Annotated in this window: 11 protein-coding genes; 1 reads left to right on the top strand and 10 read right to left on the bottom strand. The window is 40.6% G+C overall.

The features are described from left to right. Positions 1–38: 38 nt before the first annotated feature. From CLV38_RS05885 to CLV38_RS05925, 9 genes are all read right to left on the bottom strand, one after another. Complete coding sequence (locus CLV38_RS05885; RefSeq protein WP_106192769.1) at positions 39–1,097, bottom strand: EpsG family protein; 1,059 nt, start codon at positions 1,095–1,097, stop codon at positions 39–41. A gap of 53 nt (positions 1,098–1,150) precedes the next feature. Next, on the bottom strand, positions 1,151–2,332 hold the full coding sequence (locus CLV38_RS05890) for a hypothetical protein (protein WP_106192771.1): 1,182 nt from the start codon (positions 2,330–2,332) through the stop codon (positions 1,151–1,153). Between the two features lie 19 nt (positions 2,333–2,351). Beyond that, positions 2,352–3,473 (bottom strand): non-hydrolyzing UDP-N-acetylglucosamine 2-epimerase, encoded by a 1,122-nt coding sequence (wecB, locus tag CLV38_RS05895; protein ID WP_106192774.1) that lies wholly within the window; start codon positions 3,471–3,473, stop codon positions 2,352–2,354. A 169-nt stretch (positions 3,474–3,642) separates the two neighbouring features. Next, entirely contained in the window at positions 3,643–4,827 is a 1,185-nt protein-coding gene (locus CLV38_RS05900) for a hypothetical protein (RefSeq protein ID WP_106192776.1), read from the bottom strand. Between the two features lie 73 nt (positions 4,828–4,900). Next, complete coding sequence (locus tag CLV38_RS05905) at positions 4,901–5,824, bottom strand: glycosyltransferase family 2 protein (RefSeq protein ID WP_170068829.1); 924 nt, start codon at positions 5,822–5,824, stop codon at positions 4,901–4,903. A gap of 31 nt (positions 5,825–5,855) precedes the next feature. Further along, the gene (locus CLV38_RS05910) at positions 5,856–7,283 is read right to left on the bottom strand and encodes a lipopolysaccharide biosynthesis protein (protein WP_106192781.1); all 1,428 of its coding nucleotides are present in this window, start codon (positions 7,281–7,283) and stop codon (positions 5,856–5,858) included. Between the two features lie 26 nt (positions 7,284–7,309). After that, a complete protein-coding gene (locus CLV38_RS05915; RefSeq protein WP_106192783.1) occupies positions 7,310–8,362 on the bottom strand; it encodes a glycosyltransferase family 2 protein in 1,053 nt (350 codons plus the stop codon). A gap of 647 nt (positions 8,363–9,009) precedes the next feature. After that, a complete protein-coding gene (locus tag CLV38_RS05920) occupies positions 9,010–9,738 on the bottom strand; it encodes an amino acid ABC transporter ATP-binding protein (RefSeq protein WP_106192785.1) in 729 nt (242 codons plus the stop codon). After that, the gene (locus tag CLV38_RS05925) at positions 9,731–11,179 is read right to left on the bottom strand and encodes an amino acid ABC transporter substrate-binding protein/permease (RefSeq protein ID WP_106192787.1); all 1,449 of its coding nucleotides are present in this window, start codon (positions 11,177–11,179) and stop codon (positions 9,731–9,733) included. The genes CLV38_RS05920 and CLV38_RS05925 overlap by 8 nt, the downstream gene beginning before the upstream one ends. Positions 11,180–11,520: 341 nt before the next feature. Here CLV38_RS05925 and galE point away from each other — a divergent pair, with 341 nt between their 5' ends. Continuing rightward, on the top strand, positions 11,521–12,534 hold the full coding sequence (galE, locus tag CLV38_RS05930; protein WP_106192790.1) for a UDP-glucose 4-epimerase GalE: 1,014 nt from the start codon (positions 11,521–11,523) through the stop codon (positions 12,532–12,534). A 92-nt stretch (positions 12,535–12,626) separates the two neighbouring features. Here galE and CLV38_RS05935 read toward each other — a convergent pair whose 3' ends face one another. Beyond that, positions 12,627–13,616, bottom strand: a complete 990-nt coding sequence (locus CLV38_RS05935) for an acyltransferase family protein (protein ID WP_106192792.1) — start codon at positions 13,614–13,616, stop codon at positions 12,627–12,629. Between the last annotated feature and the right edge of the window lie 64 nt (positions 13,617–13,680).

Consider the following 13,680-nt stretch of genomic DNA (forward strand, 5'->3'; position numbering starts at 1 on the left):
AAAAAGTGTACCACACCTGTTAGTGTATAAAAAGGATATTAAAAGACTGTCTGATACGGTGTATATCTTCGGTACATACCGGAGATAACAAATATCAGCAGAAAGACAACGACTGAAAAGCCGATGTAACACATTATATTTAATACTTTGTATTTAGTTAAGGACATAAAAAAGTAAGGGACAAGTAGTATTTCCATAGTAGCAAAAAGCGTACTGATTCTTCCCCCTACTGTTTCAAGAGTTCCAAATGCCAGTAAAAATATTGGTGAAAGTAAATACAACTTCATCATGACCTTAACCCATTTATCTTCATCTATCTTGAGTTGCTTGAAAAATATAATCATTCCAAAAATGAGCAGTATTTGCATCCATAAGATAGGATACCTGATCCATGGTCCACTAATATAGTACGGATTGGTAAAATACGAACCGTATCCAGAAGGAACTGCCCACAAGTACAATGCAGGATTCTGCATCAGGTAGCCTGCAAATGTCGCCAGTAATAAGTAGCCCACTGCATTTTTCACGGTCACCTTTTTTATTATCAAATTAAAAATGTAACCCGCAATGAATGCGTAGGCTGTAACATGAAATAATGATGCCAGAAATACAATCAGCAAGAATTTAACCGGCTGTTTATTTATGATATACGGGATGGTAAACAGTAGAATAATTGCAGCAAGTGATCCTCTTACTTGTCCCATATCTCTCGCCATAAAGAATCGACCATAATAATAAGCCAGAACCATGGATGGATACGGGACATATTTATAGAGGAAATACGTTAGTGATGCTAGTGTGAGAATCGCAAAGAACAAGACGAATGTATAGTAGTTCAGTCCAAGAGTAGAGAATAGCGAGCTAAAAAATAGAAACCCGGATTCCAAACGGACTGATCCATCAAACAGAACCCTGAGGGAATCTGCTCTATTATAGTAGACACCATAGGATACAAAATCATATCCCATATAGTACCTTAATCCGGCAAATATGGCCAAAGTAGCGCCGGTCAGCCATCCGATCCATCTTTTGTCCAGTATCAGTTCAGTTAGTGCCAAGGACAAAACGATCAGCAGTATGGCAAAATAAATTCCCATGCTGTTCCTCCCTTCTTTTTTTAATAAAAACTGTTTTTGGTTATATCACTCGTTCAAACTCTTTCATCCACAGTATATAATACAATCAGTAAAATCATAAGCCAGTACCCTGATGATAAATATCCGCCCTTAGCACTATTCAGCAGAATGAAAATAAGTCCCAATGCCCAGTTTTCTCGAAGGATCCATATTGTGAATCCACTTAAAACAAGGAGTCCCGCTATGCCAAAATCAGATACAGCGTAAGCATAAACATTCGTTACTACTGGTGTCTGCCCGAGTCCATTACCCAGTAAAATCGTGCTGCGGTCAACATACTGCCAGCTATCAAATAGTCTCATACGAGCAGATGTATCCTGTCCTGTAAATACGGAAACAGTTCGCTGTATTAGTGTAGTCTCAATAATATCCCAGTAGAAAATGGAAAATAGAACTAGTGAGAGTGGAATAAGAAGTAACCAGTTGGACCATTTAAAACTTTTGGTGTAAAACAATAAGGCGATTTTAATCAATACTATAACGATCAATATACCAATCATGCTATAAGAAAAGGTGCTTAAGATTCCTAGAGACAGCACCACCGAAAATAGGAACAGTCCTTTTGACTTTACTTTAGAAAATAAATTGACGGCAATCAATGTATTGAGATAAAAGCCTAAATGTGCCGGTTCTGAAAATATACTTCTAGTTCTGATAATGGCAGGATTCGATTCGAAATAATAGCTGTAAATATCTCTGCGGGTAAAGCGCCAAAATATCTCCTGAGGTACTCTAGTTTCGCGGTAAAGTTCAAACGTAATGTAAACACCAATCAAAATAACCAGTACAGCTAAAACATTATTGATTATCAAAAATGAACGTGTCAGCTTGTGTTCTCTCAAGTAATTAATCACAACCGTTACCATAACGGAATAAAAAAGAAGTTTAAGTATGCCCATCACGGCTGTTCTAATGACAAATGCATCATTAAAAGCATATTGAAGCATCACGTGCGCAGCCAAAAAGCCTACTAAGCCTGTTATGACGACTAGCTGTTCCCTTTTTAGTTTAAAATTTACTGTCAGAATCAGTAAGATAAGTATAAATAGTAAAATGTATTCAGCAAATGTAATCTGTTTGTAAATCCAGTCACTCAACACAAACGCAAGGCTTAACAGAATTAATAAAGCATATGATACAATTGACTGCATCTTTGATCGTGCACTGTACAATTGACTAATTGGACCACTTTGCATCTATTAATTCCTCCTAGCGCTACTCTTCAAAGTATTTTGTTATCTCTTTAATTATACGACTACTGGCTAAGCCGTCTCCATATGGATTTACTGCTTTGGACATTTTAAGATATAATTCTGTATCAACCAAAAGCTCGTTTACGGCATAAATTACATTATCTTTTTCAGTCCCAATCACTTTAAGGGTGCCAGCTTCAAGCCCTTCAGGACGTTCCGTTTTGTCACGAAGGACCAGAACAGGTACATCCAGCGCCGGTGCTTCTTCCTGAAGCCCCCCGGAATCAGTCAGCACCATATAGGCCTTACTGATAACCTGATGAAATACGTCAACCTCAAGGGGTTCTACCAAGTGGATTCGATCGCGGTCTCCAAGTAACTCGTTCGCCATTGCCTGGACGATTGGGCTTAAATGAACTGGCATTAGTACAGATACATTCTTGTGCTTCTCAGTAATGGCATTTATCGCTTCAAATACGTGCTGCATAGGTTGTCCATGGTTTTCCCTACGGTGCATGGTGAGAAGTATCCACTTTTGATCAGGAGAGTCGTTCATGAGGTCAAGCGAAGAATGACGAGTATTAGATTCTTTTGTATAGTGTATCGCATCAATCACCGTATTACCCGTGACACTTATTTTGTGTTCATCTTTTCCTTCATTAAGTAAGTTTGCTTTGGTCATTTCAGTTGGGACAAAAAACAAATCGGTCAGCGTATCGATCAGCTGTCTGTTCGCTTCTTCAGGGAATGGAAAATATTTATCGTATGTCCTCAATCCTGCTTCCACGTGCCCTATTGGTATCTGATGGTAGTAAGCAGCTAGAGCAGCTGCAAAACTGGTTGTCGTGTCCCCATGCACCAGCACCATATCCGGTTTTTCATCCAAGAATATTGATTCAATCCCTTTTAGAATATCTGACGTGATATCCGACAAAGTCTGATTTTTTTTCATTATATCCATATCAAAGTCTGGTCTAATTGAAAATACATCCAGAACCTGATCCAGCATTTCGCGGTGCTGGGCAGAAACAATGACTAGTGTGGTGTATTCTTTTGACTGTTTATTCAATTCAAGAATAACAGGTGCCATTTTAATGGCTTCCGGTCGTGTACCAAATACTATAGCAATTTTTTTCTTGTCCATGTCATTAAGGCTCCATCCTGAGAATAATTATTATACAGCTAATGATCAAACAATCAGGCATCATATTACCATACATTGACTGTTCAATTGTGGTGTTTCTTCATTTGTCATAAACAATTTGAATTTAAACCCCAATTATCACTCCACTCTAATTAAGTGTACGGACTGTCTAGCCAACATTCTGATTTCCTTTTTTTCTAATGCAGAATACGAACATATAAAGTAAAAACAGCCAGAAAGCGGGATTTAAATAGCCTCCCTTGGCACTGTTCATTAAAAAAAATAACATAAATATAGATACATTAGAGATAAGTAAATAAAGTGTGAAGAGCACATATGGAATCAATCCAACCAAACCAAAATCAGTCAGCAGGTAGGCGTAAATATTGGTGATAGGAGGCGAATGAGCCACTCCATTTCCAAATATGATCCGTTCATTTTCCAGATAAATCCAACTTTGAACGATCCTACTGTAAGCCGAACCATCTGCTCCTGTTACGATGTCTAATGTCCGCTGGATAATCGTCACTTGAATAAAGTCCCAGAAGAAACCAACTCCTACAATAAAGGGAAGTATGACAATCCAATACCACTGTTGCCATTTAATATCTTTTTTTATCAAACGGGTAATCAGATAGGTCGATCCAGTGGCACATAATATAATGATCATACTGTAACTCAGAGTAAACAGTATGCCGAAAATAAGTATAGCTAAAACCCATTTATTTTTTTTAAATCCTGAAAAGACATTTGCAAAAAATACAGTATTAAGATAATAACCTAAATGAGCCGGTTCAGAAAACAAGCTCCGCATTCGAACGATATTCTCATTCTCATTAAATAAATAACTAGTTGTGTCCGTGCGGGTAAATGTCCAAAGGACTAAGTATATATCATCTCTATTTAAATAGATGAGCAGTGTTATAACTATACCAATAATAATAGATGCTACTGCAAATACATTACTGGTTTTTAAAAACTGTTTATATAAATTCTTTCTTTTAACAAAACTGTACACCATCAACAGGACACTTAAATATAGACCGATTTTGAGTGCTGATAAAAAAGCCCTTGTAGTGTCGAACCAGTAATCATTAAAATTAACATTTAAGATATAATTCAATCCCAGAAAAAATAAGGGAATAGATCCAGCAATCATCTGTTTCTTTGATAGAGTCACCTGCCCTAATATTAAAAATAGAAAAGCGGTTAATGCCAGCACAAAATCACCGAATGAAGAGTAAAAGATGATCCAGTCACTGACTAAAAAAGCAATAGAGATCAAAGAGAACAATGTAACCGTCCAGAATCCAGGTGCTAAATCGTACAATTTTGTGGTAATTAGTTTCGGCAATAAAGGGCCCTCACTTTCTATAGTAAGTCTTTAAGCTGTCTAAAGATTTTATTAATGAGACTGACTGTCACTTTTAGTTCAGTAATTGCTTTAGCCTGGCAGCTGTTAGAAACAGTTTATCTTTAAAGGTAATCATTCCTGAAGGATCAATTTTCTTATTATTCAGGTTATACGTCTGAGCCTTCATTAACCCATGGTATATGGATAAAAGCTGACGCTTAACAAACACTTTTTGATTTTCAGTAAGCTCTGGACTTCTGTACACGTCTTCCAGTCCCTTAAACACCTCTAGGTAAGAATCGAAGGATTTTACTTTATGGATCCGCGTGTTCTCTGTCATGGTAGAAGCCGCTCGGTACCGTCTATGGTAAAATGCCTTGTTAAGATAGGTCATTGTTTCCAGTACAGTAAAAAGACGCGTGGTGAAATACTCATCTTCGTGAAGCACACCTTCTAGAAAATAAAGGTTGTGAGTGACAATCAATTCTTTTTTCACTAAGTACAGGCATGGCGACGCACTGAATGTCTTTCGGTTTTTCTGCAGCGCTTCTTCCTGCTGATACACTTTTCGGTCTTCCAGCTGGTGACTGAATGTGTAATCCCCTTCATTCTCTGGCCCTGCGTTTCCGTCGTGAAAACTTCTGCCGTTAAAGCGAACCAGATCCGCCTCTGTCTGTTCCAGTTGCTTAACTGATTCTTCAATCGTCTCCGGTTCGATCCAGTCATCAGAATCGACAAAGTAAAGGTATTTCCCTTTTGCTTCTTTTATGCCTTCATTCCGTCTCGCGCCCTGTCCTTTATTGTTGTCGTGGGCAATTACTTTGATTTTATCTTTGTATTGTTTGAGCAAGTAGACTGTCGCGTCTTTTGATCCGTCATCGATTACGATGATTTCAGTATGCGTGTAGGTCTGATTGAGTAATGACTCGATACACTCTTCAATGTACCGTTCGACATTATAAGACGGCACAATGATGGAGACTAATGGATGTGACATAGTAGACTTGCTCCTTTCGATTGGTTTAGCGTTAATCTTTGGCGGTTCTGACTTCATTCAACAGGCGTTTGAATTCTCCCGTGATAAGCAGTCCACCGATCCACATGACTACGAATACAAGGCCTTTAATGACCAGATTGATAAACAGATTGAATGGCAGATCCGGCAACAGCAGAAAAGCGCCTACTTGAATCAGCGCAAGAATAAGTGGCTTGATCAGTACTTTAAAGAAGGGCAGTAAGCTGTCATTAAACATTTTAATCATCAGCAGATAATTGACCTGCAGGAAGTTCAATGCAAAAGCGATAACGAGGAACAACGCGACAAATTCAATCTGCCCCATTAAGATTCCACTTACAATACCCGATACATTAAAGATAGTCGATAATATACCGGATAACAAGAGTAAATCTGTCCGGTTACCTGACTGGAAGATACCACCCGTGCTTGAGACGATCATCTGGATCCAGACAGACAAGGCTAATATTTGGAACGTCAGGATACTGCCGTCCCATTGAAGGCCGAATATGAACAGGATAATTTCTTCAGCTGTGAAGAACAAAAAGACAGACAGTGGCATTCCCAGAGTCGCAAGTAAGTTGGACATTCTCAGGTACACTCTCTTGATGCGTTCTTTTTCGTCGACATAATCGGATAAAATCGGATGGATCACTGAGGTAACGACACTTGTCAGGACTTGATTCGGGTAGAGAGACATCCGGTAAGCTTGATCATAGTAGGCTAAAGCACTTGATGAGAGGTACCGTCCGATCAGTAAATTGTCCAGGTTTCGTGAAAAGTAATTGATAAAATTAAATAAGAACTGGTTTCTGGAAAACGCGTATATCTTTCTAAGCGGGGCCCAAGAGAACTTCAGCTTAATTCTGGTGTCTGTTTTAAGGTAAAAGACCATAAACATCGTGAAGGCTTTTGCCGTATTTCCGATAATGATGGCATAATAACTGAAGCCTAAAAAGGCGAGAATAATCGAGACGATTCCGGACACTATTGCACCGGCTATCGTCGTCAAGTTAACCAGCTTGAAATTTTGTTCCTTTAATAATAACGACTGCGGGACAACTAGAATGCCATAGAAGAAAACCGCGATGGCTAAGATCATGCTGATTCTTATGAATACTTCGTTCCCGTAAAACAGACTCATGGGATAGCCCAGGAAGACAAACAGGATTGACAGTCCAACTGCTATGTACAGGCTGAACGAAAAGATCGAGTCCACTTCTTTTCTGGTCAGCTGTTTATTTTGAATAATGGCGGGCCCAATTCCGAAATCTGCCAGGAGCTGAAAGAACACTAAAAAGATATTGACCGCAGATACGATGCCGTATTCCGCTGGGGTCAATATCCGTGAGATGACTGCTGTGACTAAAAGCTGCACTAATACAATAGAGTATTTACCCATTGCTGAATAGATGATTCCTCTTTTAAATTGTTCATACATAGTGCGTTAACTCCTATCTGTGCCGATTAATTATTAAAAAAGGTTTTGATTTTTGTAAAAGGCTTAGTATACTGCTTCGCGGCCTGATTGCGTGTTTTCATCAGGAACAAAGCGTTTCTTGAATGACCTGCCTTTAATTCATACAGTAGTGCAAAACGGAACGGATTCTTTTCTTCTTTCTTATACGGACTGATTTTGGTCTGACCGATTTCTGTCCAGAGGCTGGTTAATCGGTCTATTTTTTCATCTGTCGTAAAAGGACAATCCGGATGTACTAAATTTGCTGTTTCAAGGTAGACCACATTGAAATACTCTTCTGCAATCAGATCACTGAAGGTGTCCTCTTCTTCCCATGTTTCCATTAAGTTCTCAAAGGACTGAGCAATCGCCAGTTCCAGTTTGAAACGGTCAGCTCTGTAACGGTTGACGGCTGATCCTTCATGCGTTACATAATGATAGTAGGGTTTACGGTTGACCGTCAAGGAATCCAGGTGCTTGTATACTTCAATATTGAACAGTGCATCCTGACCCTGCTTCTGCGACCCAAAAGTAATGTTGTGTTTTGTGAGAAACGCTTTACGGTACATTTTATTCCAGAGTGCATACGGTGAAAAATGATACATATTTCTAAAGTGTTCTCTGAAAGCTTTTTGCGTGTCCATTTGAGGCAGGTTCGGCAATCTCATTTCACGACTAGCCGGGTTGCCTGCTTTTTCCTGAGTGTAGCCAAAGACGACCAAATCTGTCTCGCGTTTTTTTGCCAGGGCTATGTTATCTGCCAGCAGGCGCTCGTTAAAATAGTCGTCCGGATCTGCGAAATAAATAAATTTCCCGCTCGCTGCTTTGAGTCCGGCATTGCGAGCAGGTCCAGACCCCTGGTTTTCCTGATTAATAACGGTAATGAGAAGCGGCTCTTTTTCTGCATATGCTTCGCAAACGTCTTTAGACCCGTCTGTTGACCCGTCATTCACTAATATAATTTCACCGATGACTTTTTTCTGTGCCAAAGCGGATTCGATTGCGCGGGGTAAATGCTCTTTCACATTATACACCGGCATGATTATAGAAACATCAAACATAAAAAGCGCCCTTCCTTCTTTATATTCTTCGTGCAATCATGAGATATTATACCACATAGATTAAGCTTTCAAACACTTTTCATTATTTCTTAATAAAGAATCTCTCACTTGTACATAACTTGTCATATTGTGTCAGCCTAGAAATTACGGAGGACCGCAACAAGTCCGTTATTTTATTTTGACAGGTTCATAGTTGTCTGAGGACAACTATGCTCGATAATCAGAAGAACTTTGATGGCATTATGGGTTTAATGAATTATCATGAGTTTAATGGTTATTAGAGTTAACTCAAGCTAGGAACCTGACTAAGATGGGGCTAATTGTCATTTAGGGCGTAACTCAAAACAGATTGGCTTGGAGAGTGACTTAGTGGCAGTGACTACCCTCAACTCCATTTTTCTTTTTGAACGAGTTTGTGTTAGTGAGGCCGACTAACTCAAACTCGTTCGAGTTAGCCATTTGAGTTTAAGACGGTGTCAGAGATTAAATTAAACTCGGCTAATCTGTTGCTTTGAGATTTGCCTTAAACTCATTTTAGATTCAGCCCACATTCTCAGAATACCTGAGAATGCGCTAAAAACAAATTCCATTAAAACTTAGACATTCGACAAAGAACCCAGCTGCTCCAGCAACTGGGTTCTTTACCATTATAAAATTTTATCCAAAAAGTCTCGGGTCCGTTCATTTTGGGGGTTACCGAAGAGTTGTTCAGGTCTGCCTTCTTCAACGATATTTCCTTCATCCATAAAGATGACCCGGTCAGCCATTTCACGGGCAAAGCCCATCTCGTGTGTGACGACCACCATTGTCATGCCATCTTCAGCAAGTTTTTTCATGACAGCCAGTACTTCTCCGACCATTTCCGGATCCAGAGCACTGGTTGGTTCATCAAAGAGCATGATATCAGGCTCCATAGCTAAAGCACGGGCAATGGCCACACGCTGTTTCTGTCCGCCAGAGAGCGAACTTGGATAGGCATCCGCCTTATCAGACATCCCAACACTATCCAGCAGACGCATGGCTAGTGTGCGAGCATCTTCTCCTGACAGGTCTTTTAATTGCTTAGGCGCCATCGTGATATTGTCCATCACACTCAAATGCGGAAACAGATTGAACTGCTGAAATACCATTCCGACATTCTGACGAATTTTATTGATGTCCTGTTTAGGATCGGTCAAATCGAAGTCATCAACAATGACGCGACCATCACTGACTTCTTCAAGCAGGTTCATGCATCTGAGGAAGGTACTTTTCCCCGAACCAGAAGGGCCAATAATTACGACCACTTCCCCCTCTTTCACTTCCAGATCCAGCCCTTTCAAGACTTCTAATTCTCCAAAACTCTTTCTTAATGCTTCTGTTTTTAATTTAGTCATTTGCAATCAATCTCCTTTCAATCATATTAGACAGTTTGGTCAGTAACGTAATAATGACCAGATACATAAGTCCAACGATGATCCACATAGCACCTGACTGGTAAGAACGGGCAATAATGATGCGTCCTGTCTGAGTGAGTTCCACTATTCCAATAACTGAAAGTATGGAGGTGTCTTTCAATGTGATAACAAACTGGTTAATAAGAGAGGGAATCATAATTTTTACTGCTTGAGGCAAGACAACTTTCTGCATTGAAACCCCATACGGTAAGCCTAGACTTCTGGCTGCTTCGAGTTGACCTTTGTCAACAGCTGCCAGTCCTCCTCTTACCTGTTCAGCAATATAGGCAGTGGTGTTCAAGCTGAGTGTAATGATACCAGCTGTGAACGCCGTTATTTGAATGCCAAATAATTGTGGAACCGTGAAGTACATGAAGAAAGCCAACACAATCAATGGTATCCCTCTTAAAATCGTTACGTAAATATCGGCAATCACATTTAACACTTTACTTGGTGTCGCACTGAATAGCCCAATAACGGTCCCTGCTACCAAAGCAATGGCAAATGAAACGAGTGTCAGTACAAGTGTCCGTCCAAGCCCAGTCATTAAGGGTCCAAAGTTGGCCTGCAGCAGTCCGAAAAAGCCTGCGCGCGGTGCGACTTCAGAACTGTCTCCCAGGTATCGTTCAACGATTTCTTCATACGTGCCGTCTTCCAGCACATTAGCCAGACCCGCATTGAACATCTCAAGCAGTTCCTGGTTTTGCCCAAGGTTCACTGCAAATCCATACTCATCTCCCAATTCAGGTTCTTCTGGGAAACGCAAGTCCAATCCCTGCTGAATGGCATAGGCCATAACGGGGTAATCTTCAATAGCGCCGTCAGAATGACCGGCCAGCACATCTTCATACATCGTCGCTGAATCCTCGAACTGACTAATTTCAATATCATATTCCTCAGCCAGTTCAGCGGCAAATTCAGCTCCTGTCGTCCCTACTTTAACAGCGAGTGTTTTTCCATCTAAATCTTCATAAGACGAAATGTCTTCATCATCATCCCGAACAGCCATGACTGGTCCGGATTCAAAATATGGATTTGAAAAGTCAAAAGATTCTTCCCGTTCAGGCGTAATCCCCATTGCGGCAATCATTCCATCGACTTGATTCGCTTCCAGTGCCTGAAGTCCTGCACTGAAGTTCATTGGTGCTAATTCATATTCAAATCCTTGATCTTCTGCAATGGCTGCCAGCAACTCAATATCGATGCCGACATAGTCACCGTCTTCATTTTGAAACTCAAAAGGGGCAAAGGTCACATCAGTGGCTATGAGGTATGTATCTTCCTCCGCATGCCCTTTTAATGGACTCATTGTACTCGTAAACAGCATAGCGGTTAATAGAAGCAAACCGAATACTGTCACTCTTTTCATATTGGTATTCATTATATTCTCCTCTCAAATATTGCATGATATGACTAATATTACAGTCTTTATACAAAGTAGGCAATCTTTTTTGTTTCGGGTGGTATACGTCCCTTTCAATTTCTATGGTTAACGCCAACCCATTTCAGCAGTGAAAAAGTGCTGTACATCTGGTTAATAATGGTCATCAGGTTATGACTTCAGAATCTACAATTCGGCGGTTTCAATTTCGTTTATGGTCCATCAGCTTATCGAATAAAGCAGTGCAACTCCTAATATGATTATGGTACAATAGACATGAGTAAACTTATAAGTAAAATTTAGTAAACGACTACTAAGGTATTAAAAAAGGAGCGGATCAAATGGCAATTCTAGTAACAGGTGGCGCCGGGTATATCGGCAGTCATACAGTGATTGAATTACTGAAAGCAGACTATGACGTTGTGATCGTGGACGATTTCTCCAATTCCAAACCAACCGTTATCGATCGCATAGAAGAACTGGCTGGTAAGCGTCCAGATTTTCATGAAGTTAACATTACGAATAAAGACGCGCTGAAAGAGGTTTTCGAAGCGCATGAGTTAGAAGCAGTGATTCATTTTGCGGGGTATAAGGCAGTCGGCGAATCCGTTGCGCAACCCTTGAAGTATTACCATAACAACCTGCAGGGAACCATTGTCCTGATGGAACTCATGAACGAATTTAATGTGAAGAAAATCGTCTTCAGTTCCAGCGCAACTGTCTACGGCATGAACAACAAGGCACCGTTTACTGAAGATATGCCTTTGTCTACTACTAATCCATATGGCACGACTAAAATGTTTATCGAACAGTTTATCCAGGATCAGTATGTTGCAGACGAAACTTGGAGTGCCGCTTTACTGCGTTACTTTAATCCGATTGGTGCGCATGAGTCTGGTCGAATTGGTGAAGACCCCAATGACATTCCAAATAACTTAATGCCCTATATTACTCAAGTAGCTGTCGGCAAACGCGATGCCTTATCTGTTTTCGGTTCTGACTATGATACGCCGGATGGAACAGGCGTCAGAGACTATATCCACGTGGTCGACCTGGCTAAAGGGCACATTAAGGCTCTGGAAAAAGTGCTTGAGACAACTGGTCTGGAAGCCTACAACCTGGGAACGGGTGTCGGGTATTCAGTTTTAGATGTGGTCACTGCATTTGAAAAAGCCAACGGTGTTGAGATTCCATATGAACTGGTGAACCGTCGCCCTGGTGATATCGGGACCAGTTTCGCCGATGTATCTAAAGCTAAAAACACATTAGGCTGGGAAGCCACCTTCAGCATCGAAGATATGTGCCGCGATTCATGGAACTGGCAGAAGTCGAACCCGAATGGATACGAAGCTTAATCAATAAAGAAAAGTCCTCTGAGAAGATATGTGAACGGCCCCCCTGTCAAGTAGAGACAGAGCCGTTCACACTCAGAGGACTTTTTTTGTCTTTAATTCGTGTGAGTCAAAGCTTTCTTGTTTGACAAATAACGGTCCAGATAATGAAAACTAATTCCCGATAGAATAGCTGCTGAAAGAGACATCAGAAGATAAACGGGCCCGTCCCACTCTGGAAACAGGCTGTCAGTCAGCCAGAAGTAGACCATCTGAGTCAGAAAGATATGAAATGAGGCTTGCCCTATCGTAACCAGGCAGTTTCCTATCCATGACTGTTTCGATACATTCAAATAGTTTATGCATACAACAACCAGAAGCAGTGCATAAAAATAGGATGGTGCATGCTGACTGCGCCAGTATTCTTCAATGATAAACTCCCAGTCATAGTAATAGACACCTGTGATGTAAATACCGCTGAGGACTGCCGGAATGAGCAGCCACCTGATTTTTAACGTGTCTTTTACCAGAGCGTACCACACGCCTAACGTAACTGAAAAGATATGGCGGATCATCAGTACACGGTATACCTCCTCGGGCGTATGGATCCAGTAAGATGCTGCATCGATTAAGAGACTCACCGCAAATAAGAGAATCAGTCCTTTAGTCGGGTTCTTCTTTAATACGACGTAAATAAACGGTGTCAAGATCGTCGCTTGTATGATAAATGGAACAAAGTAGCTACCCGGTCCAAAGCCGCCTTGAATGTAGGACAGCAAGAGTTCACTTAGGTGCCTCTCATCGAAAAAAAGGACTTGGAAAATTATTTGTATTAGCCAAATAAAAGTAAAAGGCAGTAGGATCCGTTTCACTTTCTTCTTCAGGTAATGCTGACTGAAGATTTCTTGAACTGTTTCAAACTCTTTTCGCTTAAATGAGTTTGCAGCGTTAAACCCAATCAGGATCATGAATACCGGAACGGTCTGCCATATATAGTACGGAGCGCGTATCATGTATAGTGCATCATCTGATAATGCGTGAATCAAAACGACCGATATAATGGCTAATGCCTTTATAAAATCAATCGTGTAGTTGCGTTTAGTCATGACGTTCCTCTTTCTTTCGCCTTTATTTTTACTGGAGCAGGGATCACTGTTCGTTTAATTGATT

Origin of the sequence: Alkalibacterium olivapovliticus (assembly GCF_003003275.1) — a bacterium.
GTDB classification, from domain to species: Bacteria; Bacillota; Bacilli; order Lactobacillales; family Carnobacteriaceae_A; genus Alkalibacterium; species Alkalibacterium olivapovliticum.